We start from the raw sequence: 26,757 nt of genomic DNA, 5'->3' as shown, positions 1-26,757 counted from the left end.
GCGTCCGGACGCCCACACTCCAGGTCCTTGCCAGTGTCATCGCTCCCGAACGGGACCGCTGATGAGGGCCTCAGCCCGCGTGGCTGATGGCACTCACCAGCTCGCGCTGACGGTAGGGCTTCTGCACGAACCGCCCGTGATCGGGGATCTCGTCGTCGGTAAGGCCCTGACGCCCGGAGGTCAGGATCAGACGGATGCGCGGCCAGCGCTCAGCAACGCGCGTGGCAAGGGTGAGCCCATCCATGCGCCCTGGCATGTTCACGTCGGTGAACAGCACCTCGATGTCGCTGCGGCTTTCCAGGATCGGCCACGCCTCATCGGCGGTGGCTACCTCCAGCACCGTAAACCCTTCATCCTGCAGGATATCGGCGGCCAGCATGCGGATGAAGCTGTCATCTTCAACAACCAGCACGACATTCGGGACAGCTGATGGACCGGGGTTCATAGCCTTCTAACATGAGTTGTATGAGCTGGGTTGCAGCGTGGCGGTACCGAACGGGCACGCCTCGGGTTGTGGCTGAGCTGTTGAAGCTTACCCAACGGCAGGAACGTCGCGCGCAGCAAGCCGCAAGACTTCAAGCGGTCAGATGTAGGTACGCGGGCGCGAACTCGGCCGCTGCGCGTAGCCCCGCCCAGTCCAGGATCTCTAGTCTGCGGTGATGCAGGCTGTTTGATCCCGCGGTGTGGTGGTACGGTTGACCACCATGCAGCGAGAGATGCGCTATGGGCCAAATTCTCCACGGCAGCGCCCGCACGACGGAGGCGGTCCGTCGCGCAATACAGCTACGTCAAGAGAGCGTGAGAGGGGCGGCCAAGCGCTACGGCGTCAGCCCGACGACGATCCAGAAGTGGCGCACTCGGCAGACGACAGGCGATGCCGCCATGGGGCCGAAGCAGCCCCGTTCGACGGTTCTGACCCCAGAGGAGGAGGCCATCATCGTGGCCTTCCGCCGGCATACTCTGCTGCCGCTGGACGACTGCCTCTACGGCCTGCAGCCCACGATCCCGCACCTGACCCGCTCGTCGCTTCACCGCTGCCTGGAGCGGCACGGCATCAGTCGCCTGCCTGAGATGGAAGGCGACAAGCCCAAGACAAAGCGCTTTGCCGATTACCCCATCGGCTACATGCACATCGATATCGCCGAGGTCAGGACAGAACAGGGCAAGCTCTACCTGTTCGTCGCCATCGACCGAACCTCAAAGTTGGCGTTCGCCAAGCTGGAAGCTGAAGCCAACCGCTACACGGCATCGGACTTCCTCCGCGCGCTGGTCGCGTTCGTGCCGTACACGATCCACACCGTGCTGACCGACAACGGGGTGCAGTTCTGCCATGCCCCGCGCAACCGCTCAGGTCCGACAGCTCTCTACAGCCGGCACATGTTCGACCGCGTCTGCCACGAGCACGGCATCGAGCATCGTCTGACCAAGCCCAACCATCCCTGGACCAACGGTCAAGTCGAGCGGATGAACCGCACCATCAAGGACGCCACGGTCAAGCGCTATCACTACGAGACCCACGAACAGCTCCGGGCGCACCTGCAGCTGTTCGTCGACGCCTACAACCATGCCCGTCGGCTGAAGACCCTGCGCGGCCTTACGCCCTACGAGCATGTCCTTCAGGTCTGGACCAAACAGCCCAAACGCTTCAGGCTCGACCCGTCACACCACATCCCGGGACCATACACCTAACCTACTGCTTCGCCTGTGGCCACCCGGCAATACTCGTCAAACCCACGCGTCTGCGAAAAAAGTTTTCGTGCCCAGGTTAGGGGCCGCGAGGGCAATGGCAGTGTGCCACGATCCTAGCGGGCGGAGGGGCCTGCTGCATGTGATGAAGATGGCTGAAGCCTCAAACCCGCGCGGCCCGGCCCTGCGGGCCGGGCAGAAAGGTGCGCCTGCGGCGCAGCCTTTCATTGGCACGCTGCGCGTGCGGGGGCCTCATTACCGGCCCCCGGACCCCCGCTAGGATTTTCTCGAAGGGATCGGTTTTCTGTGTCAGCATGCCCCTACGGTACAGCCAGGGATGGCGATGACCGTGAAGGGATCGGCGGCCATCTCGGCAACGGGGTGGCTGTCACCGTTTACGGCATACGGTAAACCGTATGCGGCGGACCTGCCGCGGGCCGGCTGCGTTATGACCAGATGCCTGATCCTTTTGAGCTCAAGCGGTTTGTCGACGCGCAGCACGGCACCTATGAGCAGGCGCTGCAGGAGCTGACAGCGGGTCACAAGCGCAGCCACTGGATGTGGTTCATCTTCCCGCAGCTCGCCGGCCTTGGATCGAGCGCGCTGGCGGAGCGCTATGCGCTCGGGTCCCTCGACGAGGCGTGCGCCTACCTCCGGCACCCTGTGCTGGGTGAGCGCCTGCAGGTCTGCACCGCCGCGGTCAACGCGGTGACCGGTCGGACGGCGCACCAGGTGTTCGGCACGCCTGACGATCTGAAATTCCGGTCGAGCATGACGCTGTTTGCGCTGGCCGCTCCGGACGGCCCCGGGTTCCGGCAGGCCTTGGAGCGGTATTACGGGGGCGGGCAGGATCCGCGGACCCTCGCCCTGCTCGCTCTCAACTGACCACCCGCCGTATACCGTAAGCGGTTTACCGCAAACCGTAAGCCGCGCCGCACGCGCCGACTGAACGGGAAAGCCAGCCCCAAATTGGCTGCCAGCTTCGGTTTTTGCGGGAACACCGGCCCCAAATTGCCCGGATTTCCAGGCCGAACGGCCGCCTAGAGCACGGTTTGACCTCGGCCGCGCGCCGATCAAATGTCTGATTGAGGGCCCGAACGGTCACGGGAAAGCCAGCCCCAGATTTGCCGCGGCCGCGTCGCGGGCCAAGCTCATCCGCCAGATCGGCACCCCGCCGCCTGCGGGATTCGCAGTCGCGGAGCGACTGCATCATCACCCCACCGCGCTCAGCGCGGTGACAAAGCCTCTCAGGAGGCTTGTGAGCGGCTTTCGGAGCCTCTGCCGTACGCTGTCGGTTCTGCCGCCCCAAACGCTTCCTGAGGGCGCTCAGGTGGATTTTGCCACTCACACACTCGGAGAGCCCATCTTTGGTCGCCGCCAGGTGACCACCATCTGGAATCGAGCCGCCGGAGGCGGCTTCCATATTGGGTGGGGGAGCGGGTTTTCGCGTAGCGAAAAGGGGCGGGGTTTGTGCGAGCACAACGCATCCGGAGATGCACAGCCTGTCCACGGGCTTGTTCAAGGGCCCGATTCTGTGGAGTCGCTCCACAGGCCTGCGTCTCTTTAGGTCTTTTTAAGATATCTATATAAGAAGTCTTTATAAAAATTCCTGTTTAGCGGCAGTGGGTTAGATCCTAAATTTGGGGCCAGGATTCCGGTAATTTGGGGCCGGACTTCCCGAATTTGGGGCCGCACTTCCGGAAATTTGGGGCTGCACTTCCGGTGGCACCCCGTGTTATCCACAGCCCTAAGGCTGTGCTTGAGCGCGCGCCCTAACGGCGGATTTCTGCGGAAATTTGGGGCCGCTGTTCCCGTACGGGCGTTTGGCCCTCTTCCGGCCCGCGAACAACCCCAACCAGGGCACAGGAACGCCGTTCTGGACCTGAATTTGGGGCCGGCTTTCCGGTGTGAGGAGAGCAGAGACAAGCACTTAGCAGATAGGCCCCCTGCCCCGGTATGAGGGGCAGCAGGACACGCGGGACCAATTCTGGGGCCGGCTTTCCGGCCTGCTATCAATAATTTCAGTGGTTTAGCGGCAAGCGCCGGCGCCGCGGCAGCCACAGGCCTGTGCGCGGCCTGTCCGGAATTTGGGGCTGCACTTCCGGACCGCAGCAAGGGATTTCAGACGCTTAGGCGGTCAGTTGTGCCGCTGCCTGACCGGCGGCCTTGGCAAGATCCATCTCCAGCTGGGTCGGCGCGGCATGGGTGTAGTGGTAGCGGCGCGACTTCTTCCAGCCGGAGCCGGTGATCTCCTCGCGCCACTCCTTCAGGCCGCCGGCAGCGACCATGTCGTTGAAGGCCTGCCGGCAGTCCTTACGGAACTGGGCGCGGGTCGCGCTGGTCTCCTTGTCCGACCAGAGATCCCGGCCGGCGAGCTGCGCCAGGCGCTCTTCGTCGATCCAGGCGAAGGCCGGCTGGCTGTCGATGAACGGCCAGAACGTTTTAGCGTGGTCACCCTTGAGGCGGAACTGCACGTCGGCGTTGATGCTGACCAGGTGGGCCTTCTCGATCATCTGCAGCACGCTGGGGCCGTAGCGCACCGTGACGCTGCTATCGAGCTGGGCGCCCTCCCAGCTGACCTCGGTGATCAGCGGCGCGGCGCTGCCGCGGCTGTCTGGCAGGGCGCCGATCGAACGGGTCTTCTTGATCTTGTCGAGCTCGTCGAGCGAGCGGCCCTCGTGGATCAGCACGCTGACCTGCTGGATCTCCTGGAACACGTGCACGAGGCTCAGGAGGTTGTTGACGTGCTCGGTGCGGCCCATCACGCGGATCAGCTCGCGCCAGCTCGTGCGGGTCTCGTAGTAGGTCCGCATCGGCGGAATGAATGTGCCCGGCCGGTAGTCCGGGTTGGGCATGGAGACCTTTTCGCGCTTCAGGCGAAACAGGGCGTAGATCGCGTCGCGGTGCTGGCTGCCCAGCTCGCGCCCCCTCACCTCCACCACCGAGTAGCCCGGCACCTCGTAGACGCGGGTGAAATTGCTGTCGGTGATCAGGTTGACCTTGCGCGGCACGAAGGCCGAGGTCCGCGCCAGACGGTCCGGCATCACGGCCGGATTGCGCCGGCCACGCCGGTTCTTGAGCGTCCGCTCGCGGCGCGCGAGGCGCTGCTGTTCTTCAGGCGTGAGCGGGCGTCCGGTGGTCATGGCTGCGACTCAAGCTAAGGCATGACGGGAACAGTGGCACCAAAATTCGGGAACAGCAGCCCCAAATTTCTGCTCACTGTTGCAGCAGCCCGTATGCAGCCGGTCGGCAGCGCCAGCAGTTTACGGCTTACGGTTTACCGCAAGCCGTAAACTGTCGCCCTACTTCTCGGAAAACTCTGCGAGCGACGGCTGGCCGTACTTGGCCAAGACCATGTCGAGGCCTTCACGCAGGTAGCTGTTCAGGTCGCGGTCGTGCTCGATGCACATCAGGCGCAGGCGCTTGCTGGCGGCCGGCGGCACATAAACCGTGAGCTTGGCCTCCTGCGGCTTGCCTGGACGGGCGGCCGAGGCGGACGGGTGCTGCACGACCTCGGCAGTGTCGGTTGCGGCGAGCTGGCTATGACCGCCAAGGGCAATTTCAAGCGACGCGTGTTTCTTGGCCATGCTGTTTTCCTTCCATGCGGTTGAGCGCCCACTGCAGCAGCTCGCGCACTTCGGCGGCGGCCTTGCTGGTGGTGTCGCGTTCGGTGACCCCCTGCCCTGTCGCCAGCGCGTCCATGTGGTCGGCGCGCATGGCGAGCGGTGTGTTCGCCACCGCGCCGGACAGCTGCAGGACGCGGAAGGCGTCGCTGGTGCGGATCGAACGGCCCGGCGGGCACTGGTTGAGGACGTAGGAGAACGGTTTGCCGAGGCGGGTGATGCTGCGCACGGTCGGCGCAGCGGCCTCGATGTCGGCGATACTCGGCCGCGCCGGGATCAGGCACAGGTTGGCAACCTGGATCGCGGCGGTGGCGGCCGGGGTGTCGACGCCGGGCGTGTCGATGATCACGAGCTGGACCCCCTGCTTCTTCAGGAGCCCCATGGCGGCCGCGAGCTGGCCGGACTGAAGGGCGTTGACCTCCGGGCCGCCGGTCTCTTCCCGACGTTCGTACCAGTTCTTGGCGGTCCCCTGCGGGTCGAGGTCGATGATCGAGGTCTTGATCCCCCGCTCCTCGGCCGCGACGGCCAGGGAGACGGCCAGGCTGCTTTTTCCGGTGCCGCCCTTCTGGGTGACAAATGCGATGACGTTCATGGCGGCATCCTTTCGGGGGCGAGCCTAAACGGCAAGCGGTTAACAGCAAGCTGCACACGGTATGCGGCAAGCGGTGTGCCCTATGCGGCACACGGCAAGCGGCATGCCGTTTACGGCAAAGTCTGCGGTGACGCCAGCTCATCTCAGCACCGTGAGGAGAAAGGCGCCCGCATCGCGGTGATCTGCCATTTGCCGCAAACGGTATACGGTAAAGCTGTCGAAACAATATGTTATTGGCTCAGGCGACGGCAATCGACGCCGGCGGCCCTGGCCGCTGCGGCTGCGGCATGCCGCATACCGTAAGCGGCAACCCTACTCGTACTCGATCCCGGCCTGGGTGACGAAGTTGTTCCAGAGCCGTTCGGCAGCCTGCTCCGGCGTAACCTTCTCGTCGCGGGACCGTCCCAGCCCGTCGATCATGGCGTTCAGGAACAGGTTGTAGTCGTCTGCCTCGACGCTCATCCAGCCGTTCGACGTACCAGCCTCGGCATGCGGCTGGTAGACGAAGGACAGGTCCCCGACCTGCATGCGGCCGCCGCGCGCCTGCCGGACCGTGATGTGCGCCTCGCCGTTGCGCATCAGGGCGCGGTTGACCACCGTGCAGGTGAACGCGTTCGGGCCCATAAGCTCGAACCGTGCGCGGATCTGGTCACTGGCCTCGTGCAGCTCGGCGCAGGCGTTCTGGAAGTAGGTCTGGATCGTTCGGAAAGCGGCCTCGGCATACTCGGCCTTCTGGATCGCATCGAACTGCTGCTTGACCCGCACGCGCCGCGCCGTGCCGGGCGCCGTCGCACCAGTGCCCTCGGCCGCCACGTCCGGTCCGGGGGAGGGGGTGGCCGCCAGCGCCCGGCGGATCCCCTCCACGGCATTGAGGTACGCGGTGTTCTCGTTGGTCCACTCGGACACCGGCTTGCCGTCCTTGGGTAGGACGAGGATCTGGCTGAATGGCGAGTTGAGCCAATCGCACGGTTCGAGGATCACGGCCACGATGCGCAGGCGGCCCTCCGTCTGCAGCTGCAGCGCCCGCTGGAATTCCTTCTCGTAGCAGTAGTTGGAGTTCAGGTAGTCCGGGCTGACCAGCGCGATGAACAGGCTGCTCTGCTCCAGCGCCGCGCTGATCGTCTGCCCGACGTTGTCGCCGGGGATGATCGCGTGATCCGACCAGGCCTGCAGGCGGCCGTCCCGGCGGAGCATAGCCAGATGCTTGTGCAGGCGCTCCAGGTGTTTGTCGTCGGCGTGGGCGTAGGAGATGAAGGCGTTGTTCGGCATTGGGGACAGCGCCTCCGGGCGTGCTCGGGTTGCGCTGCTCTCCCATGCGGCGGCCTTGGCAGCTCAGCAGACCAATGGCCAGGCTAGGCGTTCGTTCCATCTTTGTTCAACGTCGCCGTTTGCGGCGAACGGCTTACCGTAAACCGTGAACGGCATGCGGTAACTTAGCTGTTTCCGCAGAAACCTGCCGTTCTGGCGGGCAGCGGCAGGGACTCGCTAAGCCGCTCCGGTGTACCGAAGAGCCAGCAGCCTGTCAGAGCGGGCTTGATTGGTAACATATACGGTACTATAGTGGATGGAGATCAGGGAGTTTCTGGACGCCCGCGGAGGGAGTCCGTTCGCCAGCTGGTTCGATAATCTGGACGCCCAGGCGGCGGCCAAGGTCACGGTGGCGCTGACGCGGATGGAGCGCGGCAATCTTGCGAACGCCAAGGCGGTCGGGGGAGGGGTCCAGGAATTCCGGATCGACTGGGGTCCCGGCTACCGGCTGTATTTCGGGCGGGACGGGGACACGCTGATCATCCTGCTGTGTGGCGGCACCAAGCGCCGGCAGCAGGACGACATCGCCGAGGCGCAGGTGCACTGGGCGGAGTACAAACGACGGAAAAAGGAGGAGGGGTGATGGCCCTGACCCGCAGCTTCAAGGACACCGTGAAGGCGCGCGCCGAGCGCGACCCGGCGTTCCGCGACGCCCTGCTGACTGAGGCGGTCGACCAGTTCTTGGCCGGCGACCTCGACACCGGCAAGGCGGTCCTCCGCGACTACATCAACGCGACGATCGGCTTTGAGCGCTTGGCTGCAGAGACTGGCAGCTCGTCCAAGAGCCTGATGCGCATGCTCAGTCCGACCGGCAATCCCACGGCCAGCAACCTGTTCACCGTCCTCAGCACGGTCCAGAAGGCCGCGGGCGTGCATCTGGGTGTTGCCGCAAGCCGTTAGCGGCAAACCGTTTACCGCAAGCCGCAACTTAACCCGGAAGACACCCCAAGCCTGCCAAAACCAAAACGGGAGAGCGGCATCATTCTGCTTGTCGGGGAGGGGATTGGCATTTAAGACCAGCTTCCCGGACAGAAAAAAGGCCACCCCCGAAGGAGCGGCCCGAAGTCTAGGGAGGAAACGCCCAAGAAGGGCTAGCCGCTGCGCGACGCCATCGCGCAACCGCTGAGAAACAATTTACGCCTCGCAGCGCAGCAAACAACCCCTGCCGGCCTTCGCAGAGCAACAATTCCGTTCCTGCCTGGACGTCATGGTGTGGTAGCGCACGCATGCCGGTGACAGCCGCTACGCCGCAAGTTCACCTGACGGACCTGTCCTGCTGGACCGATCCAAGCTTGGCCTGATAGCCCTCAGGAGCGCTGGGCCAAGGCACGCCCAATCCCGAAAAGCAGGGTTTCGGTGAGGCGACGCAGGTCGGCGTGACCGCTACGCTCAAGGTTTGCGTGCGCTTCAATGCAACGGTCCGCAGCGGCTGCGAGCGGATCGTTGGGCTCCTCCATGAGCGAAGCGGCCGGGAGGAACGGACCGCTGTGACTGTCCGTGGTGTCGATATAGATACCGCGCCCCCGCATAGCTCCGGCTTGGTCGCGGACGAGAGTGCCCCGGTTAAGAACCCAGCGAACCTCGTTCTTCGGGGTGAGAATGCGGAACTCGGCCGAGAAGGGGCCACCGGTCTGTCGCACGCGCCGAATACGTTCAAAAACCCAGTCGCGGTCGTCTGGATGGGTTCGTCCTAAGGCAACTTCAAGAGGAAGCGGCTCACCGGCCAGGCTGGGATTGCCTGCCAGTATTGCCGCCGCGCCTTCGTCAAGGATGGAGCGACCTGCGACAACATTCGTATTCCAGACGCCAATCAGTCCTGCGGCCTGCAGAGCAGGTGCTGTTGCATCTGTGAACATCATCGAGCCCCCCCCTCAGGCTCAGGCCTCATTGAAGCGCAAGCATGGCTGCGTCGACTTCATCTAAGTTGTGTATCCGTAATGGATTACAGGGCTGAATGCGGCCCAATGCCGCGATTGTTGATTGGAATTTTCAAAATGCCCTGCGCAAGCAAAGATTGTTTTCATAACGGTTAGGGTTGGATTTTAATCCACGCCCCGCCATAATCGTGACTGGCATGAGTGACAGCACCAAAACTGCCTTAGAGCGGATTGCGCAGGCCCTTGGAGTGCCAGAGGAGGCGTTCCTGGGCAATCACGATGCCTGGCAAAGCGCAGCGGTAGAAGACCCGCGATCGGAGGAGCTGGAACTGCTCCGATTGTTTCAAACCATTGAAGACCCGAAAACCCGCCGTGCGTGCCTGGCCTTCGTCCGTAACGCTGCAGACTTGATCAACCGTTCCTGCGACTAGTCCATAATTCAGGACTAGTACCGGAACGGATAGGGCCCGAGGAACAGATCGCCGAGTGCCTTTCGAACCCGGTAGGTGAACCAGCGCTGGCGCTGGTGCTCCGCGCGGTCATGCAGGATATGGCAGCGCTGGCAGAGCGCCTTAAGGTTGGCCGGCGTGTTGTTGCCCGGGTCGTGATCCAGGTGGGCACACGCCAGATACACCCGGGTAGTACATTGGAGGGTGTCGGCTGGAAGCGCCTCTGGCGGTGCCAGCTTCAGCTTCCGACCCTTGCCGCTGCGCCAGGTCTGCGCCGCCTCGTCCCACCAGCGTCCGTCGCCCAAGTGGCAGACCAGCTGGCCATGCGGTCGCCCGCAACCTTCGCAGCAGCCCTTGGCGCGCTCGAAACGGATCACCTGCGAGAGCTGCACCCAGTCGATCGGGTAGAAGAAGCGGTTTTCCGGGCGGATCGGCATAGTGTCAGCCCTTCGCTGCCTGGCTTCGCGTCCGCGCCTGCGGGAAGTAGGTGTAGAAGGTCATGCGGCTGACCCCAAGGCGCTTGGCGATCTCGGCAATCGAAATGTTGCCGGCGGCGAGCAGGGCACGCCCCACCTCCAGATCCCCCTCGGACAGCGCCTTGCGCCGGCCGCCCTTGCGCCCGCGGGCGACAGCGGCCTTGAGGCCTTCCATCGTCCGCTCACGGTTAAGGTCGAGAAAATACTCGGCCATGGCGCCGTGCATCTGCAGGGCGAAGCGCCCATGGGCGGTCGCGCTGTCAAACTGCTCGGTCAGGCTGCGGAAGTGGACCTCCTTCAGGCGCAGCCCGTCGATCGTGCGCATCATCTCGACCAGGGAGCGGCCGAGGCGGTCGAGCTTCCAGACCACCAGCTGATCGGTCGGGCGCAGGTAGGCGAGGGCGGCCTCGAACTCGGGGCGCTTGGTGCCGGCCTTACCGCTCTTTTTCTCCTCGAAGATTTTTTCGCAGCCGGCCTTCAGCAGGGCATCGCGCTGCAGGTCCAGGTTCTGGTCGAGGGTGGACACACGCGCGTAGCCGACAAGCATGTCAGGATAGTCCCACAAGGACGTTTACCTGACAATAGTTTTCCTGACATATTTTCCTTACACAAACGGGGCCGTTTCAGGGGGCTGGGGAGGGGTCCGCCCCACCTGTAAGGAAAACGATCGATTTTCATACACGCGGCCTGATAGGATAAGTGTCCGGTGAGGGTGGAGGGTGTGTGAAAACGCAGGAGCGGTAGAAGGATCTTCCCGAAGACACACTGGGCAGCGCCGAAATGGGTCTCCAAACCGTGTTAGGGCTGTCCTCCAGCGGGGCTACAGGTCTGCCGCATGGGATATTGTTCTACAAACCCGACGTGCGCTTCCGTTTTCACACAGCCTGGGTGGAAAGCGGTAGCTGGCTCGACGCCCGGAAGCGGCAGTTCGATACGATGAGGGACGAACCCCAACTGTCGCAGCGAGGTCACATAAGGGCGCCGATCTTCCCCCCCGAGTTGACGCGGCCCGACAGGGCGACCGATGGTGATGGCGACGGTTCCCCTTGGGGATCAAAAGGGAACGTGGTGAGGGGCTTGCCCCGAAGCCGCGGCTGCCCCCGCAACTGTAAGCGGCGAGCCCGGCACCACCGCGTCACTGGATGAGCCTCATCCGGGAAGACGGTGCAAGGGCAGCGACCCGTGAGCCAGGAGACCTGCCGTCAGTCGTGGTCACACGCGAAACGCATCGGGCGGGGTGTCCTGATGGGTGTCGAGACGCTCGCGCACATGCGCGGTCGTCGAGACCTCATTCGCGGTGACGTGCCACTGCCGTCGCCCGAGGCTCCCGTGTCCCGTCGTCCAATCACCCGAACGCTTTCGATCCTGTCGGGCGTCTGCCTTGCCGCTCTGGCGTCGGCTACCTTAGCTCAAGGCCGCTCAACGCCGAGTGCGGCGACCGCCGAGACGACGCTGGAGGAGATCTCCGTCACCTCTGAGACAGCTGCGGCCGCGGCTCCGCAGGCTGGTTCGTCCGCGAGCGCAGGCTACGTTGGGGGGACAACCGGCATCGGCGGGATCAGCAGGCTGGTAGACTCCGCCAGTTCCGGCGTCATAACCGGCGCACAGCTCAACAGCCGCCCGGTGACGCGCCCCGGCGAGGTGTTGGAGTCGGTGCCGGGCCTGATCGTCACCCAGCACTCCGGCGAGGGGAAGGCCAATCAGTTCTTCCTCCGCGGGTTCAACCTCGACCACGGCACCGACATCGCCCTGTTCCTGGATGGCATGCCACTGAACATGCGCACTCATGCCCACGGCCAGGGCTACGCCGACATCAACTTCTTGATCCCGGAACTCGTCGGCGCGGTCGAGTTCCACAAGGGGCCGTACTTCGTGCGCGACGGCGACTTCGCCTCCGCGGGCTCGGTGCGGATCGACTACCTCGACACGACCGCGAAGAACGTGGCGCTGACCTCGATCGGCTCGTTCGGCTACAAGCGGGCGTTGTCGATCACGACCGTGCCGCTCGGCGAGGGCAACCTCCTGTTGGCCGGGGAAGCCCAGGTCTACGATGGGCCATGGGTTGTCCCGGATGCCCTGCGCAAGATCAACGGCGTGGCCCGCTACAGCCAGGGCACGCCGCTGAACGGCTTCTCGGTCACCGGTATGGCCTACGCGGCTCGCTGGACGGCCACCAACCAGATCCCTGAGCGGGCGGTCGCCGACGGGCTGATCAGCCGCTATGGAACGATCAACCCTACAGACGGCGGCAATACCTCGCGCTTCTCGCTCTCTGGCAAGTTCAGCGCGACGGACGACACCGGCGTCACGCGAGCCTCCGCCTACGTGATCCGCTCACAGCTCAACTTATTCAACGACTTCACGTACTTCCTCAACGATCGGGTCAACGGCGACCAGTTCCACCAGCTCGACCAGCGCATCATTGGCGGCGGTGAGGCCCTGCACATCTTCCAGGGCGACCTGTTCGGGCTCCCGATGGAGAACGAGATCGGCGTCCAGACCCGAACGGACTCGATTCGGGTCGGGCTGTTCAACACCACGAACCGGCAGTACCGCTCCGGTGTGCTCGACGACCGGGTGCTGGAGACGAGTGGCGCGTTCTACTTCGACAACCGCGTGCGCTGGACCGACTGGCTGCGGACCTCGATCGGCTTCCGCGCCGACGGCTACTACGCCAGCGTCGTCTCGGACACGCCGGCGAACTCGGGCAAGGCACGCGACAGTATCGTCAACCCGAAGCTCGGCCTGACGCTCGGCCCGTGGTTCGACACCGAGCTTTACGTCAATTACGGCGGCGGCTTCCACTCGAACGACGTGCGCGGTGTGACCGCCACGGTCGATCCGCAAAGCGCGTTGTTCAACACGACCCGCTCGCCCTTCCTGGTGCCGTCCACGGGCTACGAGATCGGCCTGCGCAATCGCTCGATAGCTGGACTGGAGACGAGCTTGGCCCTGTTCCGGCTCGACTTCGCCTCCGAGAACCTGTTCCAAGGCGACACCGGCACCACGGAGCCGAGCCGCCCGACCCGGCGCTTCGGCGTCGAGTGGACCAACCGCTACGCGGTGACTCCGTGGCTCGCGCTGGAAGGCGACCTGACGATCACCAACGCCCGGTTCTCCGACTCCGATCCGGGCGGTAACCGGGTTCCGGAGGCACCCACCACCATCGCGTCGGCGGGCGTCACCTTCGGAGAGCCGCTCGGCTGGTTCGGATCCCTGCGGTTCCGGTATTTCGGGCCACGCCCACTGATCGAGGACAACTCGATCCGCTCGCGCTCGACCTCCCTGTTCAACGGCCGGGTGGGCTACGCCTTCGAGAATGGGGTGAGCGTCTCGCTCGACGTGCTGAACCTAACCAACAGCAAATCCGACCAAATCACCTACGCCTACGTGTCTCGCCTGCCCGGTGAGCCCGCCGAGGGGCTTAGCGACCGCGTGTTCCACCCAGTGGAGCCCACGGCAGTGCGTCTGACGATCGCGGGGCGGTTCTGAAGATGAACTTGCCCTCCAGAAGGTAGACGTCACAGAGGTCGTAGAAGGGGAGCAAGCGGAAGTTGATGCAACAGCCGGGAGCCGACTTTCAGCTTTGCCCCCTGCTCGGTCGCTTAAGGTGTTTGAGTTGGCGGTTTGAGGATCGCTCGCAGTCTGACCCTATGGACGCACATTCCTTTCGGCACGCGCAGCGTTCGCTCGATAGTCCCTAGATTAGAATATCTTCAGATTTGAACCATTGTAAGTGCGTGATTTATAACACGTTTTCGGCTTGCGCTACGATCCGTGAGCGGCGATCACCCTGGTGTTGCGCCACTCCAGGCGCGTGTCAGCGTGATCAATGTCCTACCGCTCCTCACTCCTCGCTGCCCTTCTCACCACCACCACCTTTGTCGGGACCGCGGCGGCGCAGGACGGGACCATTCAGCTCAACGAAATCTCGGTCGATGCGGCAGGACCCGGAAGTTCCGCCCCTGGGCCGGCCGGTTCGGGCGGCCTCAACGTCAGCGCCGGCGACGGTGGAACGGGCGCCACCAGTGGTGGCGGTGGCGGCCCGTCTGGCATCACCGGCTACACCGCCCGCGTGACGACAGCCGGGACCAAGACCAACACGCCGATCATCGAGACGCCGCAATCGATCTCCGTTGTCACCCGGGAGCAGTTGAACGACCGCAACGTCCAGACCCTGAGCGATGCGATCAACTACGTCCCCGGCGCCATCTCTGCTCGATCAGGCTTCGACCCGCGCTTCGACCAGATCTTCATCCGTGGCTTCGACGTGCTCACCAACCAGGGCATCTACCGCGACGGATTGCGTGTGATCGGCAGCGGTTTCATCTATCCGCGCATCGAGCCCTACGGCGCGGAGGCCGTGACCATCCTGCGCGGGCCGTCCTCTGGCTTGTACGGCCTCGGCTCGCCCGGCGGCATCCTCGACATCACCAGCAAGCGCCCGGTCTTCGTGCCCTTCGGCGAGGTCCAGTTCCAGGCCGGCAGCTTCGACCGCTTCCAGGGCAACTTCGACGTTGGCGGTCCGGTCGAGGGTTCGGGTGGCACCATGGCCTACCGGCTCACCGGCGTGCGCCGTGAGGCGGGCACTTTCATCGGCCTCGGAACCAACGACGACCGGTTCAACATCGCGCCAGCTTTCACCTGGAAGCCGTCGGCCGACACCACGTTCACGTTCCTGAGCGAGTTCCAGACCACCAACACGCCAGCGACGACGTTCTATTATAACGACCCCGGTTTCCGGGCGACCAATTACTACATGGGTGATCCACGCTTCGCCGGCCTCAACCAGACCCAGTACCGGGTCGGCTACGCGTTCGAGCATTTCATCACGCCCGATTTGGTGTTCCGTCAGAACTTCCGGCACTACGGCGTCTTCCTCAGCGCGAAATATGTTGACATCAATGGCATCAACGACGAGCGCACGATCGGCACGCGGGATACGGGCTACATTCGCGAGGGCTTGGTCCAGCAGACGCTGGATAACCAGTTAGAGGCGCGCTTCACCACCGGCCCGGTCGCCCACACTGTGGTCGGTGGCGTCGACTACGCCCGATATAGCCTCAGCGCTCGCTTCGGCTTCGGCTTGGCCCCGGACCTGAACCTCGTTACGCGGAACTACGGCCAACAGTTCATTGCAACGCCGAGCCTTGCGTCCGCCTCACGCCAGAGTCAGGACCAGATCGGCGTCTACCTGCAGGATCAGGCTAGGTTCGGCGACTTCATCCTGACCGTGAACGGGCGCCACGACTGGGTCTTCCAAGACAACTACGCTACCCCCGACAGCGTGGTCTCGCGCCAAGACAACAGCGCCTTCACGGGTCGCGTCGGGCTGGGCTATGTCCTATCGCCCGGGCTCGTGCCTTACGCTAGCTACGCCACGACCTTCACCCCGCAGGTTGGCCAGGACCGTAGCGGACAAGCGTTCAAGCCGGCCACCGGTGATCAGATCGAGGCGGGGGTTAAGTACCTGATCCCTGGCACCAACATCCAGACCGCGTTTGCCGGGTTCGACATCACCCAGTCGAACATCCTGATCCCCGACGCAGGCAACCTCGCGTTCCAGACCGCTGGTGGCGCCGTGCGTTCTAAGGGCTTCGAGGCTGAGGCGACAGCCAACATCGCACCGGGCACGAACCTGACCATCGCCTACACGCACGTCGACATCCGGTTCGTAAACTCGGTCTCGTCGACCGGCCAGTCGATCGCTGGAAACCTCGTCTCCGGTATCCCCCAGGATACCTACGCGTCGTTCCTTACCTACGCGTTCCCGCCATCCTCAGCCTTGCGCGGCCTCCAGATCGGCGGCGGCATCCGTTACATTGGCACCAGCTACGCCGATGACCAGAACACCGTGCGCAATCCGACTGTGACGCTCTACGACGCGCTGGTCGCCTACGATTTCGCGGCACTCGACCCGAAGTACAAGGGCTTCCGCGCGCAGATCAACGGCTACAACATCTTTGATCGGAATTATCAGACCTGTTCGTTCGGCTTCTGCAACCGCAACCAGCCGGCGACTGTCATCGGAAGTCTGATCTACCGGTGGTGAGGATCTTGCGTCGGCCGGCGTTCAGGCGCGGAACCATCACGCCGGCACGTCGACTGCGGTCCGCCTAGCGGGCTGGGATCGATGCGATACAGATTTGAAAAGTGATGGTGCAGGAGATCGACCTAACCCCGACTTACCAGGATAACCTCCATCTCGCGCAGCTCCGCGGCAGGCGAAGCGACTCGGCCTGAAACTGTCTAGGTCGCGTTGGCATCAGCCTTATGTCCGAAACCGAGGCGGCTTGATCCTCCTCGATAACCGAGACGAGGTGGTGGCGGGGGACGGCTACAGCCTCAATCTGGTGACTGTCGAGAGGATCCTATCCGTGATCGCCGATCAGACGCCGTCTTCGATGTCGAAATCGATGAAGCGTATGACGCGCGGATAGGAGGCCATACTAACGTTTAGCAAACTGCTGGTAAGCAGACCTTTGGAAGGTCGGAGAAGGGTCGATAGCCGCTGCCTCTTATATGTCGGGAAAACGGTCGAATAGCCGACATAGATGAAGGCACTACCTGTCGTTGAGTCCCGGCGGGGCTTGAGGAATGGAACTATCAGGCGGGACGTGGCTGTTTCAATAGAGCAAGCTATGCGGAACGGCATAGCTGGAACTCAACCGTGCCGTTCAGGTAATTCGGCGTCTTATAAGCGAGCGCCGCGTGCTGGTACCAGAACCGCTTCTCATCGATATTGTCAAAAAGCTCGGTGGCAGCACCTCAAGCAGAAGAATTTCTTCATCCGCAAGGGGCTGATCGATGTAGAGCGACTGCGTGCGTTCGTTCTGGTCAAACACACAGGGAAGCATGAGCTTGCGGCGCGTTGGTGTTGCCATCGGCATGAGATACGCGCCGTCGACAATTTTGGAAAAGCTCGTTGCTCAGCTTAAGCCAACCGGCGATGTACGTCCGTCGAGAGCGATGGCAGCTAAAAGTCCTACGGTCGCCAAATCGTCTCAGCGTCGCGTTCCAGCTGATTGTTGGTCGGCCAGAGATACACCCGGAACGATGAGCGCCGGCTCGCTCAATCGACGAAATTCCGGCGGCCCCGGTGGCGGACGGCGGCCGAAGGCGCCTGGAGGCGTACTACCAGGGGGAGCACCATCTGGACCACCTGACATCACGACGCCCTGACGGTCCACGCCGACAACCAGCGTCGCCGCGTAGTGGTCAGCAGCCTCCCTGATGTCGCAGAATGCGATGCGACCCGGATCCATTCGGGCGAGCATGTCCGTGCTGTTGAAGGTGTCACGAGAGCGCGACCGTCCGCGGTAGGCGGATACGTTTTCGAACAGGTACTCGCTCAAAGCATCAGGTAAATAAATTTGGCCCATGAGTACATTGCGGCCGTCCAGAAACACCTTGAAGTGAATGTGAGGCGTCCGCCCGGGATACCAACTAGGATAGATTGTGCGGAACACGACCAACCCAGCCTGATCGGTCATCTGCGTGCCGCGCAGGAACGCTCCTTCCGTGCGGGACCCACCCGGGCCCCCCGTGTATCCGGAGTACTCGCCATCCGCGCCTGCACTCCAGATGTCCACCCTCGCCCCCGCCAGCGGGGTGCAAGGTCCCGCCTCCAGCACCGTCACGCGAATGACCAGGGGGACCCCAGGGTGCCCTTCCGTCACGTTTGAGCGCTCGAGATGCGGATCGAAGTAGAAGGGTCCTTCGACCGCTTGTGGCGTTAGAACGCAATGTTGAGGCACTGGCGTGGCTGCTGAAGCGGCGACGGCGGGAAGGGCACCGGCTAAGGTAAGTGGGGCCGTGAGAGCAGTGCCGAATGCGCGGCGACGATTGATGCCGGCAATGGGTTTGGGAGAGTCATTCATGCGGGCAAGCCAAGTGGGAGCGAGGACAGCGCTTGCTATTAAGGGCAAACCCAACAAACTGATCGACCTCGGCTGTCAACGCTGGGTAGTCGGCGAGATGTATACCGTCAGTGAAGATCCCTGATATTGCGAGGCATCCGCTGGGGGCGCGCATTGCCGCAAACGGATCGAAAAAGATGTAGTCGCCCTCTGCACAGATCCGTGCAAGGCGATCCGAGAAGGGCGCTATGGCAGCAGGATCATGATTTTTCGCATTGGGACCTAGAGGGGGGATGGCGGCAACGAAGACATGCTCCGCCCACTCCTGGAGAGTTACCAGGACGCGTCGCACATCAGCTTCGAACCGTCGCCGTGTGGTGGCCCGTTCCGGATGACGGGAGCGCCTAATGTCATTGGTACCGAGGAACAGCACCACAGCGGCTGCTCGCGCCGGTGGATCGAGGCGCGCTAGCCGTGCGACGCAGCTGCGGGCGGTAAGGCCCCCGGCTGCGATGTTGATACACGGTGGCCGGCCAGCGATTTGTGGTGTGCCCATCAGTGCTGCATGCGAATTGCCGGTGAGCAGGATACTACCCTCAGCGGCGGCGGTGAGATTGGTCCGGATTTGGGACCAGTGCGCATCCGCAAGCCGGCGGACGGAGCGCTTGACTCGCCATTCTTCGACGAGCGTGTGAACCCACCGATCGTGCATGATTATCCCGTGCCTGGACAATCGCCTCAGCGGCTTGGCGCGAGGCGTTGGGGATGGTGTTCGTGTTGTTGGGGAGGTCGGCCGTTCGCCGTACCGGCCAGCGTTGCTGGTCGTGTCGATCTCTTGCGCGGCTATGCGGGCATGTCGCGACTGACAGACCAACCCGCGGGGACCGACCACCATTCCATCGGCCGAATGGATACAGACCTGGCGGGCGTTGGGGCCTTACGGCTCTGAGAGGCCCGAGCCGTCCAGGCTAATTCAACGACATCGTCCCTCTCAGATCAGAAACGGTAGTTGAGACCGGCCCGAACGACGGCGAAGCCCGCATCCTCGCGCCCCGTCCCGTAGTAGGCCGGCGTGCTGGCGCTGTAGTACGTCGCCGCTGCAGCACCACGCCCGAGGTGGAGGTAGAGTGCCTCGACCTTGGCCGAAAGTTTCTCCGTAAACGCGTACTCGATGCCGCCGCCGACCGCGTAGCCGGTCCGGGTCGTGTCCGGCAGCGTGTAAGGGTAGGCGGAGGCATAAGTCGATCGGGACCCGCCACCGTAGGCGAAGCCGCCGGTGCCGTAGACGAAAACCCGATCGAAGGCGTAGCCGAGCCGGCCGCGCACGGTGCCGAAGTAGTCCAGGTTCGGTCGGACGTTGTAGTACGGCGTCGTGCCAAGATAGGCCGCGTCGGCCTTGGCGCTAGCCAGCCCTTGGATGTCTGTCTCGACGCCGACCACGAAGCCGGAGCCGGGCGTGAGCTGATAGTTGTACCCGATCTGGCCACCGCCGCTGAACCCGCCGGACCGGCTGCCGCCCGTCACCGCCCCGTAGGTCGGGTCAGTGTAGCCGCCACTCCCCGTGCGGAAGGCGTAGCCGGCATTCAGACCAGCGTAGAAGCCCGTCCAGGTGAAGACCGGCAGCGACGGCAGGGGCGGCGGTGACACGCTGCGGGGAAGGTCTGCAGCCTGGGCGTTGATCGCGATGAAGCCAGCCGCGGCGCCGAGGAGCGCGGCCCGGAAGGGTGTCGTCATGAGAAATCTCGTCTTGGAGCGGCCGGGCTGCGAAATTAGAGGCCCAGCAAGAGCAGGCCGACGACGGTCACGGAGAGGATGAGGCAGAGCGCCAGATCGAGGATCGGGGCTCCGCCGCAGGTGGACGCCAACCGCGCTGGGTCGCGGCCGATCCGGGACAAAGCGATCACGAGCGCACCTGCGGGACGCCGGCAGATGCTGCGGCCGTCCGAACGGCCCGGAAGGCGCGCTTAGGCGTGACGGCACCCGAGGGTACCGCCGCCCCGTCTGAGGGGATGACGGGAGCGGCGGTCTGCGACGCTCTCGTGCCGCCGGCGCGGTGGACCGTATCCGCGACGGCGATCCCGAGGGCGGGCAGGGCGAGGGCGGCGGCGACGCAAACGAGGCGTCGCAACCGCAGCATGGCTTGGTCAAGGCCAAGGCGGCACACAGACACGTCCGTGAGCTTGATGGGCGGCAGCGCTTGCGCGACGAGGATGCGTGTTTCGAGCGTCATGCCATCAGTTCCGCCAGCTCCGTGGGAAATTTGACCACGATTTCTAACTACGTGTGCAAAAATCCCACGTCAATGGGAAAAGCGTGGCTCGGTGTGCGTCCCCGCACGCTGTGGGATTGTCTCCCACGACAGTTGCTATATCGATGAGGTCATGTCCGAGCCTGCCGATACACCGCGAGACGGCGCCAGCCTGCACGCGCCCCTGGCGCGGCTGCTGCGCCCCCTCGTGCGCCTGCTCGTGGCCCGCGGCATCACCTTCCCGGCGCTGACAGACCTGCTGCGCGAACTCTACGTGAACGTCGCCGAGTACGATTTCGCCCTCACTGGCAAGGAGCAGACGGACAGCCGCGTCTCCCTGCTCACCGGCATCCACCGCAAGGAAGTTCGGCGCCTGCGCGGGGCCGGCGCCCCGGTCAGCGCGGTGCCGGCCGTTGTCTCGCGCACGAGCCGGATCATCGCCCGCTGGACCGCCGATCCCGCCTTCACCGATGCGCAGGGCCATCCCCTGCCGCTGCCGCGGATGGCAGAGGGCAGCAGCCCCTCGTTCGAGACCCTTGTCGCTGGTATCACCCGCGACCTGCGCCCCCGTGCGGTGCTCGACGAGTGGCTAGACCGCGGTCTGGCGTTCACGGACGCCCAGGATCGGATCGTGCTGGCCGAGGCCGCCTACGTGCCCCGCGGCGACGACGCGGAGGGGTCGCAGCTCTACTATTTTGGCCGCAACCTGCACGATCACATCGCGGCGAGCACAGCCAACATCCTCAGCGAGGCGCCGCGCTTTCTGGAGCGGGCGGTGCACTACGACGGGCTCTCGGCGGAGCTGGCGGCGCGGCTGGAGGCGCGCTCCCGTGAGCTGGCGATGAAAGTCCTGACCCAGGCCAATCGCGAGGCGCACGCGGCCTGCAAGACCGATCCCGGCGGCGAGCATCGCTGGAACTTCGGTCTCTACGTCTACGCCGAGGGCGATATCCCGGCGCCATCCGCCCAGCCCATCGACCGGCGCTGAGGGACCGACCAGTGCGCGTCCCGCCCCACCGCCGGTCCGTGCTGCGCCTGCTTGCCGGTGCGGGCCCGTCGCTGTCGGTGCTGCTCCCGGGGGTGGCCAGGCCGCAACAGTCGCCGCGTGACCAGGGCATCGGCGGTACAGGCATGATGCGCACGGACCCCGCGCCCGAACGCCCCCTCGGCGAGGGTGATCGCGGCATTGGCGGCACAGGGGTGATCGGCACGATCCGCGGGTTCGGCTCGATCGTCGTCAATGGCCTGCGCATCGCCTACCCGGCCAACGCGGTGGTCACGGTGGATGGCGAACCGGCCAAGGTTGGGGACTTGCGGATTGGCCATGTGGTGCAGGCGGTCGCTACGCGGGGTGCGGTGCGACCCGACGGCTCTGATGGCGGCCTCGTGACCGGTCGCATCGACGTGGTGACCGAGGTGGTCGGCCCGGTGGAAGCGGTGGCGCCGGGACGGCTCGTCGTCCTCGGGCAACGGATCTTCACAACGGGGCTGGCTGGTGAATGGGCACTCGGCGGGCGAGTGGCGGTGAGCGGCCTGCGGCGACCGGACGGTATCATAGTCGCAAGCCTGATCGAACCGCGTGGTCCAGGTCCGGACCGGGTCGTCGGCCCGGTGCGCCGTGGCGAGCGCGGGATGGCGATGATCGGTAATCTACGGTTGGAGGGGGTAGGCGTCCCCTCGCCCGGTAAGCGTGTCCTCGTCGTCGGCGAGTCGGCGAACGGCGGCCTCAGGGTCACGAACTCGGCCTTCGCCGGATACCCGTTCCCGCCCGGCCTGCGGCAGGTATCGATCGAGGCCTATGTCGGACGCGTCGGCGCCGGCATTGAACTCGGCTCGGGGATCGTGGTGGCCGGACGGGCAGACGCCTCCGTTCCACGCACGGGTAGCGTGCGCGCGGTGCTGGCGGCGGGTGTGGCGCGGGACGACGGCCTCATCGTCGAACGCCTGCGTACGGAGGATGGAGGCGTGCCGGCCGAGCCGCCGCGGGAGATCCCGCGCTTCGAACGCGACCGTCTCGACCCACGTGGCTTGCCCGACAGTCCTGTCAACGTCGAGCCCGACGGAGAACCACGGGTCTTCCGGATCGACCCCCGCACTGGGCCAGGCGACGCGTCGGGCGCGGGTGGTTTCAGCGATCCGAGCGGCTCTAGCGGAACAGGCGGCCAGATCGGAAGAGGTACGCCCGGAGGCGGTGGCCCGCCGGGTGCCGGTGGTGCAGGGCCCGGAGGACCTGGTGGCCCTGGAGGTCCTGGTGGCCCCGGCGGGATGGGCGGCCCCGGGCGTCCGCGATGACCAAAAGTCGGTGACGGAGATCCGAATGGCATCCGCTGACCGCCGCCTGCCGGAAGGTCAGCTCCTACCTGCGATCGGGCAGGCGTCGGACCGCATACCCTGAAAGCGTGCGCGAGCGCACATCACCGCGATTTGAACGGTTGCCGTGGGCATAATTCCCACGGATACATTGAGCCCCTTCACAGAGGCCAACGCACATGCGACGGGCGATCGTCCACATCGGCATGCCCCGTACAGGGTCGACCTCGTTCCAAGAGATGCTTGCTCGGCTGCGGCCGCGCCTCGGTTCGGTCGGTCTGTGCTACCCGAAGCTTGCGCCCCCCGGCTCGCACCCCGCGGCGGACGTGAACCACCATCTGCTCGGGCGGGCACTCGACGGCCGTGACACAGGGCGCCTGCGCCGCGACGGTCTCGACCGCTTGTCGCGGACGCTGTCCGAGACCCGCGCCGACACAGTGATCCTGTCCTACGAAGACTTCGCCGTACAGAGGCCGGGCTTGTGCGTGCCCAGCATCCTCGCCGACATGTTCGCGCGGCACGGCTTCGCTATGGATGTCGCGCTTGTGGTCAAGCCGCAGGACGAACAGCTCGCGTCGGCCTACGCCCTGCGCACGCAGCTCGTCGCCGAACCACGGACTTTCGATGAGTTTGTGCGCCGCGAAGGTTCCTCCGGACGCTACGACTACGCGGCGCGGCTCGAGCCATGGCGCCGCGCCGCCGAAGGCCGGGTCGTCGCCGTGCCAGTGCAGGACCGCCGCTCCGAAGCGCCTCTGCTGGCCCGTCTCGTCGACGACCTCGGGCTAAGCGCACGCTTGGGACCGTTGCTGTCGCCGGACGACCTTACCTATCGGACGAACCGCAGCGCAGGTCCCATCGCCGTAGAGGCGTCCCGGCGCCTGCACGGGCTCGGACTGCACCGGCGGACCGCCGGGCACCCGCGACGGCTCGGGCATCTTCTGGACGATCTAGCCCAGGCGCGCGGCCTAGACGCGGAACCGTTCCGCGGCGATGCGCCCGACGCTCTCGCCACCGTCGAGGCCGGTCACAGACTCGCGAACGAACGGCTTGCTCACATGTGCTGGGATCGGGGCTGGGACGCGATCGTCGCTCGCGCCGCCGTGCGCCCGCCGAACGAGCTGGCTGTGCGTCAGATCCCCCCTGAGATCGAGGCGGAGGTCGACCGGTTGGTGACGGAGACGACGGCGCGGGTCGCTTTCCGGACTCCCCCGGCGTGGCTCAGGCGGCTGGACGGTGCCTTCGAGCGGGGCGTTGACCGTCTCGCCGACCTCGCCGGGCGACCGGCTTGGCGGGTGCGCTGAGGTGGCCGCAGTGTACAGGCACATGACCGATCCCGCTCCGCAGTCCAACCTGACGCGGCATCCGCTCGCCCCGCGGGAGCTGCGCTGGGCGCGGCTCGACCAACGGCCAGTGATCGCGTGGCTGACAGGCCTGCCCGGGGCAGGCAAATCCACCATTGCGGCCGCCGCGGACCGATCTCTCATCGCTGCCGGCCGGCACAGCGCTGTGCTCGACGGCGACAATCTACGCCATGGCTTGAACGCCGACCTCGGGTTCACGCCGCAGGATCGGTCGGAGAACGTGCGGCGCGCTGCTGAGGTGGCGCGCCTGATGGCCGAGACCGGCACCGTGGTGATCGTCTCGCTGATTTCACCGTCCCACGACGACCGCGTCCTGGCACGGCGCGTGGCGGGGGACATCCCGTTTTTGGAGGTGTTCGTCGACACGCCGGTTTCGATTTGCGCACGCCGGGACCCCAAGGGGCTTTACGCGCGCGCGAGCAGTGGCGAGATCGCCGCGTTCACCGGGGTATCGGCCCCCTATGAGGCGCCGGAAGCCCCCGACCTCGTGCTGCGCACCGAGGGGCTGGCGGTGGCATCCTCAATGGCTCCGTTGTGCGAAGCCCTGTTGCGGCTCAGCGCGAACGGGTCGTGAAAGGACTGACTGGTCCATTTCAAACGGACATATTTTTTCAGTGGCCATGTCTCGGATGCGAATTATTCTGCTTTCGAGATAAAGAAAAAGGCGGCTTGTGTACCGACAATTAAAAACAAGCGTCTAGTTGAAGTTATCGAGCTTGCCATTTGTAATTTCGTTCCCAAAAACACGATGGGACGGGCCTGCAGTTGCAGAAGGATTAGTGATGGCGGCACAAACCTATCACCTGATCTGCACCCTTCACCTAGAGGCTGTTATGGACCTGGGTCGGGCTGATGCTCAGATGAGCGGGGATGAGCCCTGCCCGCAAGCCGTATCCGTCCGATGTTTCCGATGAGGAGTGGGCGCTGGTTGCGCCCTACCTGACGCTGCTGCGTGAGGATGCCGGTCAGCGTGAGCATGCGTTGCGCGAGGTGTTCAACGGCCTGCGCTACGTGGTCAGGAGCGGCTGCCCGTGGCGGCTGATGCCCCACGACCTGCCGCCCTGGTTTGCCGTGTATCAGCAGGCCCAGCGCTGGCTGGCGGCCGGCTGTTTCGAGCAGCTGGCCGAGGATCTGCGTGCGGTGCTGCGCATGGCGGCCGGTCGCCCACCGGAGCCGAGCGCGGCCGTGCTCGACAGCCGGACCTTGCGCTCCTCACCCGAGAGCGGCGAGCGGGCCGGCTACGACGGGGCTAAGCGCAAGAAGGGCTCGAAGCTGCACATGGCGGTGGATACCCTCGGCCACCTTCTGGCGCTGCATGTCACACCCGCCGATGCTGATGATCGGGCTCAGGTTGGCCGGCTGGCCAAGGCCGTGCAGGCAGCCACGGGCGAGAGCGTCGAGGTCGCCTTCGTCGATCAGGGCTACACGGGCGAGAAGCCGGCCGCGGCAGCCCGCGCGCACGGCATCGAACTGAAGGTGGTAAAGTTGCCCGAGGCCAAGCGGGGCTTCGTACTCCTGCCCCGCCGCTGGGTCGTCGAACGCTCCTTTGCCTGGGCCACACGCTTTCGCAGGCTCGTCAAAGATTACGAGCGCTATGCAAGCACCCTGGCAGACCTGCACCTCGTCGCTTTCGTCTGCCTCATGCTTAAAAAGGCCGCTCAACTCGCCACAGGTTCATAACAGCCTCTAGGCGGCTTAAACGCTGGTACGAGGTACGAGACGGTGAACATCATTGCCGATAGCATCGAAGAAGCCATCGAACTTGCAAAGCTTTATCAAGGCAGCATGCCGAGCGCGGCCCTGAGCGTCGCTACACTTACCAACATTACGGGAGCGGTCATCTGGGCTGAACAGTGCGGCGAGCCTGACGTAAAGCTTTAGCGAAGGGTAGAGGCGTGAACCTGCGCTCGGCGAAGGGTTCTGGAACGCGGGTCGCTTCCGACCCTTGCGGGCGTGACAGGTATGGGCCGAATTGCCGGCCCATTTGACAGTTTCAGCTTTGGAAATCGAACAGCAAGGCCGAGGCGTTGGTGCTGCCAGTCGTGGCGCCGCCCACCCCGTAGCCCGCGCTGTTTGACTGACTGCTCTGGAGCTGCTGGATGAAGGTGGCGAGCAGATCGCTGGCCGAATTAGTGCCAGATGCGGAGCCCAACGCATTGGACGACGACAGGTCCGAACTGCCTTCCACGGCGGAAGCTGCTGGCGGCGGCCCAGGTGGAGGGCCGGGAGGCGGGCCGCCGGCTCCGGAGACGCCGCCGGCTTCCGATGTGGCATCAGATGTCTGGGTGCTCTGACCGTGGCTGGCGAACAGGTTCGTCAACTCCGTCGCTTGGTCGCTCGTCAGCGCACCGCTGCTAACCTGATCTGCAATCAGACTGTCGATCCGGCTCTTCATCGAGGACGGATCGAGCTTGGAACGCGTCGCGTTGGCGGCGTCGGAGCTGCTGGAGGTTGACGACGTGTCATTTGACGAGAGGCTCGACTGGATTGAGCTGAGCGCACTCGTCAGGGCGGTAGCGTCAGTGCTGCTGAGAGCGCCAGATGACAGTTCACTGCTGATCGTCGAAGTCATCTGATCTCGGCCGGAGCCTTGGGGTGGTGCAGGCGGGGGACGATGCGTGTAAAGCTGCGATGTCGTAGTTGCTGAGACGGTCGTCATAACTGCGCTCGAAAAACGAGAGTGCCGGGTCCGCCCGGTTTCGGGTCCGTGGGCATATTACCCACGCAACTGTTAATGCAGCGTTTTGGCAATCAATCGAAAAACATGCCTTCATCATTGAAGTAGCGGCTCGGCCACTCGTAGCCATGCATGGAGCACAATGGCGCCGCCGATCCAATAGGGCCTGCCCTAGCGAAACGGCAGGAAGCGCGAAGCATGTCCGTTCCGCCATGTGGTCTCGAGTTTTTGGAACGCAAAGGAGCGAACGTTTGAAACTCGTGTGGAACGCAGCGAGACGGTTACGTATCT

Annotated in this window: 25 protein-coding genes and 1 riboswitch; of the genes, 13 read left to right on the top strand and 12 right to left on the bottom strand. The window is 64.5% G+C overall.

All coding sequences use genetic code 11. The annotated features are described in order from the left end of the window. Positions 1-70: 70 nt before the first annotated feature. Positions 71-445, bottom strand: coding sequence for a response regulator (locus WYO_RS02350; protein WP_007558576.1), 375 nt, complete (start codon positions 443-445; stop codon positions 71-73). A 278-nt stretch (positions 446-723) separates the two neighbouring features. On the opposite strand from WYO_RS02350, the gene WYO_RS02345 reads away from it, so the two are divergent. Beyond that, entirely contained in the window at positions 724-1,689 is a 966-nt protein-coding gene (locus WYO_RS02345; protein ID WP_007558573.1) for an IS481 family transposase, read from the top strand. 453 nt (positions 1,690-2,142) lie between these two features. Further along, positions 2,143-2,571: a DUF1810 domain-containing protein gene (locus WYO_RS02340; RefSeq protein WP_007558571.1), complete on the top strand. Its 429-nt coding sequence runs from the start codon at positions 2,143-2,145 to the stop codon at positions 2,569-2,571. A gap of 1,244 nt (positions 2,572-3,815) precedes the next feature. On the opposite strand, the gene WYO_RS02335 is transcribed toward WYO_RS02340, so the two are convergent. The 4 genes from WYO_RS02335 to WYO_RS02320 all read right to left on the bottom strand — a co-directional run bounded on the left by WYO_RS02335 (position 3,816) and on the right by WYO_RS02320 (position 7,170). Next, positions 3,816-4,829, bottom strand: a complete 1,014-nt coding sequence (locus WYO_RS02335; RefSeq protein WP_007558570.1) for a hypothetical protein — start codon at positions 4,827-4,829, stop codon at positions 3,816-3,818. Between the two features lie 159 nt (positions 4,830-4,988). Beyond that, positions 4,989-5,273, bottom strand: a complete 285-nt coding sequence (locus tag WYO_RS02330) for a ribbon-helix-helix domain-containing protein (RefSeq protein WP_007558568.1) — start codon at positions 5,271-5,273, stop codon at positions 4,989-4,991. After that, positions 5,248-5,901 (bottom strand): ParA family protein, encoded by a 654-nt coding sequence (locus WYO_RS02325; protein WP_007558566.1) that lies wholly within the window; start codon positions 5,899-5,901, stop codon positions 5,248-5,250. Before WYO_RS02325 ends, WYO_RS02330 begins: the two co-directional genes overlap by 26 nt. A gap of 312 nt (positions 5,902-6,213) precedes the next feature. Further along, positions 6,214-7,170 carry a toll/interleukin-1 receptor domain-containing protein gene (locus WYO_RS02320; protein ID WP_007558564.1) on the bottom strand — a complete coding sequence of 319 codons (957 nt, stop codon included), beginning with the start codon at positions 7,168-7,170 and terminating at the stop codon, positions 6,214-6,216. Between the two features lie 295 nt (positions 7,171-7,465). On the opposite strand from WYO_RS02320, the gene WYO_RS02315 reads away from it, so the two are divergent. Both WYO_RS02315 and WYO_RS02310 read left to right on the top strand, forming a co-directional pair. Continuing rightward, entirely contained in the window at positions 7,466-7,792 is a 327-nt protein-coding gene (locus tag WYO_RS02315) for a type II toxin-antitoxin system RelE/ParE family toxin (protein ID WP_007558563.1), read from the top strand. Next, positions 7,792-8,109, top strand: a complete 318-nt coding sequence (locus WYO_RS02310; RefSeq protein ID WP_007558560.1) for a transcriptional regulator — start codon at positions 7,792-7,794, stop codon at positions 8,107-8,109. The genes WYO_RS02315 and WYO_RS02310 overlap by 1 nt, the downstream gene beginning before the upstream one ends. A gap of 407 nt (positions 8,110-8,516) precedes the next feature. On the opposite strand, the gene WYO_RS02305 is transcribed toward WYO_RS02310, so the two are convergent. Then, a complete protein-coding gene (locus WYO_RS02305; RefSeq protein ID WP_039901999.1) occupies positions 8,517-9,068 on the bottom strand; it encodes a PAS domain-containing protein in 552 nt (183 codons plus the stop codon). Positions 9,069-9,283: 215 nt separating this feature from the next. Here WYO_RS02305 and WYO_RS30620 point away from each other — a divergent pair, with 215 nt between their 5' ends. Further along, entirely contained in the window at positions 9,284-9,517 is a 234-nt protein-coding gene (locus WYO_RS30620) for a hypothetical protein (protein WP_128754919.1), read from the top strand. A gap of 14 nt (positions 9,518-9,531) precedes the next feature. Here WYO_RS30620 and WYO_RS02300 read toward each other — a convergent pair whose 3' ends face one another. Both WYO_RS02300 and WYO_RS02295 read right to left on the bottom strand, forming a co-directional pair. Then, entirely contained in the window at positions 9,532-9,972 is a 441-nt protein-coding gene (locus WYO_RS02300; RefSeq protein ID WP_007558558.1) for a hypothetical protein, read from the bottom strand. Between the two features lie 4 nt (positions 9,973-9,976). Next, positions 9,977-10,558, bottom strand: coding sequence for a recombinase family protein (locus WYO_RS02295; RefSeq protein WP_007558556.1), 582 nt, complete (start codon positions 10,556-10,558; stop codon positions 9,977-9,979). 473 nt (positions 10,559-11,031) lie between these two features. Then, positions 11,032-11,230: riboswitch (cobalamin riboswitch) on the top strand. 26 nt (positions 11,231-11,256) lie between these two features. Between WYO_RS02295 and WYO_RS02290 the strand changes: the two genes are divergently transcribed. Continuing rightward, a complete protein-coding gene (locus tag WYO_RS02290; RefSeq protein WP_244424030.1) occupies positions 11,257-13,503 on the top strand; it encodes a TonB-dependent receptor in 2,247 nt (748 codons plus the stop codon). A gap of 340 nt (positions 13,504-13,843) precedes the next feature. Then, a complete protein-coding gene (locus WYO_RS02285; RefSeq protein ID WP_007558551.1) occupies positions 13,844-16,063 on the top strand; it encodes a TonB-dependent siderophore receptor in 2,220 nt (739 codons plus the stop codon). Positions 16,064-17,015: 952 nt separating this feature from the next. Here the strand turns inward: WYO_RS02285 and WYO_RS29595 are convergent. The 3 genes from WYO_RS29595 to WYO_RS02275 all read right to left on the bottom strand — a co-directional run bounded on the left by WYO_RS29595 (position 17,016) and on the right by WYO_RS02275 (position 20,100). Further along, entirely contained in the window at positions 17,016-17,891 is an 876-nt protein-coding gene (locus tag WYO_RS29595) for an intradiol ring-cleavage dioxygenase (RefSeq protein WP_007558549.1), read from the bottom strand. Between the two features lie 975 nt (positions 17,892-18,866). Beyond that, complete coding sequence (locus WYO_RS02280) at positions 18,867-19,604, bottom strand: outer membrane beta-barrel protein (protein ID WP_007558545.1); 738 nt, start codon at positions 19,602-19,604, stop codon at positions 18,867-18,869. A 166-nt stretch (positions 19,605-19,770) separates the two neighbouring features. Continuing rightward, positions 19,771-20,100: a hypothetical protein gene (locus WYO_RS02275; RefSeq protein ID WP_007558541.1), complete on the bottom strand. Its 330-nt coding sequence runs from the start codon at positions 20,098-20,100 to the stop codon at positions 19,771-19,773. A gap of 151 nt (positions 20,101-20,251) precedes the next feature. On the opposite strand from WYO_RS02275, the gene WYO_RS02270 reads away from it, so the two are divergent. The 6 genes from WYO_RS02270 to WYO_RS31375 all read left to right on the top strand — a co-directional run bounded on the left by WYO_RS02270 (position 20,252) and on the right by WYO_RS31375 (position 25,670). Beyond that, positions 20,252-21,106, top strand: a complete 855-nt coding sequence (locus tag WYO_RS02270; protein WP_007558539.1) for a DUF6502 family protein — start codon at positions 20,252-20,254, stop codon at positions 21,104-21,106. Positions 21,107-21,144: 38 nt separating this feature from the next. Then, complete coding sequence (locus WYO_RS31380; protein WP_165486535.1) at positions 21,145-22,410, top strand: DUF5666 domain-containing protein; 1,266 nt, start codon at positions 21,145-21,147, stop codon at positions 22,408-22,410. 197 nt (positions 22,411-22,607) lie between these two features. Next, the gene (locus WYO_RS02255) at positions 22,608-23,729 is read left to right on the top strand and encodes a hypothetical protein (protein ID WP_007558535.1); all 1,122 of its coding nucleotides are present in this window, start codon (positions 22,608-22,610) and stop codon (positions 23,727-23,729) included. A gap of 22 nt (positions 23,730-23,751) precedes the next feature. Further along, positions 23,752-24,363 (top strand): adenylyl-sulfate kinase, encoded by a 612-nt coding sequence (gene cysC / locus WYO_RS02250; RefSeq protein ID WP_039902000.1) that lies wholly within the window; start codon positions 23,752-23,754, stop codon positions 24,361-24,363. A 296-nt stretch (positions 24,364-24,659) separates the two neighbouring features. Beyond that, positions 24,660-25,469 carry an IS5 family transposase gene (locus tag WYO_RS02245; RefSeq protein ID WP_007558530.1) on the top strand — a complete coding sequence of 270 codons (810 nt, stop codon included), beginning with the start codon at positions 24,660-24,662 and terminating at the stop codon, positions 25,467-25,469. 42 nt (positions 25,470-25,511) lie between these two features. Then, positions 25,512-25,670, top strand: a complete 159-nt coding sequence (locus WYO_RS31375; RefSeq protein ID WP_165486534.1) for a hypothetical protein — start codon at positions 25,512-25,514, stop codon at positions 25,668-25,670. Between the two features lie 112 nt (positions 25,671-25,782). Here WYO_RS31375 and WYO_RS02240 read toward each other — a convergent pair whose 3' ends face one another. Next, positions 25,783-26,361, bottom strand: coding sequence for a hypothetical protein (locus WYO_RS02240; RefSeq protein WP_128754918.1), 579 nt, complete (start codon positions 26,359-26,361; stop codon positions 25,783-25,785). Positions 26,362-26,757 lie beyond the last annotated feature (396 nt).

Source organism: Methylobacterium sp. GXF4 (assembly GCF_000272495.1).
Lineage (GTDB): Bacteria > Pseudomonadota > Alphaproteobacteria > Rhizobiales > Beijerinckiaceae > Methylobacterium > Methylobacterium brachiatum.
This window is presented reverse-complemented; position numbering and strand designations above follow the sequence as displayed.

What these genes read in the sequence shown, in the direction of transcription:
- WYO_RS02350 (WP_007558576.1), bottom strand. Translation starts at nt 445, where the DNA reads ATGAACCCCGGTCCATCAGCTGTCCCGAATGTCGTGCTGGTTGTTGAA.
- WYO_RS02345 (WP_007558573.1), top strand. Translation starts at nt 724, where the DNA reads ATGGGCCAAATTCTCCACGGCAGCGCCCGCACGACGGAGGCGGTCCGT.
- WYO_RS02340 (WP_007558571.1), top strand. Translation starts at nt 2,143, where the DNA reads ATGCCTGATCCTTTTGAGCTCAAGCGGTTTGTCGACGCGCAGCACGGC.
- WYO_RS02335 (WP_007558570.1), bottom strand. Translation starts at nt 4,829, where the DNA reads ATGACCACCGGACGCCCGCTCACGCCTGAAGAACAGCAGCGCCTCGCG.
- WYO_RS02330 (WP_007558568.1), bottom strand. Translation starts at nt 5,273, where the DNA reads ATGGCCAAGAAACACGCGTCGCTTGAAATTGCCCTTGGCGGTCATAGC.
- WYO_RS02325 (WP_007558566.1), bottom strand. Translation starts at nt 5,901, where the DNA reads ATGAACGTCATCGCATTTGTCACCCAGAAGGGCGGCACCGGAAAAAGC.
- WYO_RS02320 (WP_007558564.1), bottom strand. Translation starts at nt 7,170, where the DNA reads ATGCCGAACAACGCCTTCATCTCCTACGCCCACGCCGACGACAAACAC.
- WYO_RS02315 (WP_007558563.1), top strand. Translation starts at nt 7,466, where the DNA reads ATGGAGATCAGGGAGTTTCTGGACGCCCGCGGAGGGAGTCCGTTCGCC.
- WYO_RS02310 (WP_007558560.1), top strand. Translation starts at nt 7,792, where the DNA reads ATGGCCCTGACCCGCAGCTTCAAGGACACCGTGAAGGCGCGCGCCGAG.
- WYO_RS02305 (WP_039901999.1), bottom strand. Translation starts at nt 9,068, where the DNA reads ATGATGTTCACAGATGCAACAGCACCTGCTCTGCAGGCCGCAGGACTG.
- WYO_RS30620 (WP_128754919.1), top strand. Translation starts at nt 9,284, where the DNA reads ATGAGTGACAGCACCAAAACTGCCTTAGAGCGGATTGCGCAGGCCCTT.
- WYO_RS02300 (WP_007558558.1), bottom strand. Translation starts at nt 9,972, where the DNA reads ATGCCGATCCGCCCGGAAAACCGCTTCTTCTACCCGATCGACTGGGTG.
- WYO_RS02295 (WP_007558556.1), bottom strand. Translation starts at nt 10,558, where the DNA reads ATGCTTGTCGGCTACGCGCGTGTGTCCACCCTCGACCAGAACCTGGAC.
- WYO_RS02290 (WP_244424030.1), top strand. Translation starts at nt 11,257, where the DNA reads ATGGGTGTCGAGACGCTCGCGCACATGCGCGGTCGTCGAGACCTCATT.
- WYO_RS02285 (WP_007558551.1), top strand. Translation starts at nt 13,844, where the DNA reads ATGTCCTACCGCTCCTCACTCCTCGCTGCCCTTCTCACCACCACCACC.
- WYO_RS29595 (WP_007558549.1), bottom strand. Translation starts at nt 17,891, where the DNA reads ATGAATGACTCTCCCAAACCCATTGCCGGCATCAATCGTCGCCGCGCA.
- WYO_RS02280 (WP_007558545.1), bottom strand. Translation starts at nt 19,604, where the DNA reads ATGACGACACCCTTCCGGGCCGCGCTCCTCGGCGCCGCGGCTGGCTTC.
- WYO_RS02275 (WP_007558541.1), bottom strand. Translation starts at nt 20,100, where the DNA reads ATGACGCTCGAAACACGCATCCTCGTCGCGCAAGCGCTGCCGCCCATC.
- WYO_RS02270 (WP_007558539.1), top strand. Translation starts at nt 20,252, where the DNA reads ATGTCCGAGCCTGCCGATACACCGCGAGACGGCGCCAGCCTGCACGCG.
- WYO_RS02255 (WP_007558535.1), top strand. Translation starts at nt 22,608, where the DNA reads ATGCGACGGGCGATCGTCCACATCGGCATGCCCCGTACAGGGTCGACC.
- cysC (WP_039902000.1), top strand. Translation starts at nt 23,752, where the DNA reads ATGACCGATCCCGCTCCGCAGTCCAACCTGACGCGGCATCCGCTCGCC.
- WYO_RS02245 (WP_007558530.1), top strand. Translation starts at nt 24,660, where the DNA reads ATGAGCCCTGCCCGCAAGCCGTATCCGTCCGATGTTTCCGATGAGGAG.
- WYO_RS02240 (WP_128754918.1), bottom strand. Translation starts at nt 26,361, where the DNA reads ATGACTTCGACGATCAGCAGTGAACTGTCATCTGGCGCTCTCAGCAGC.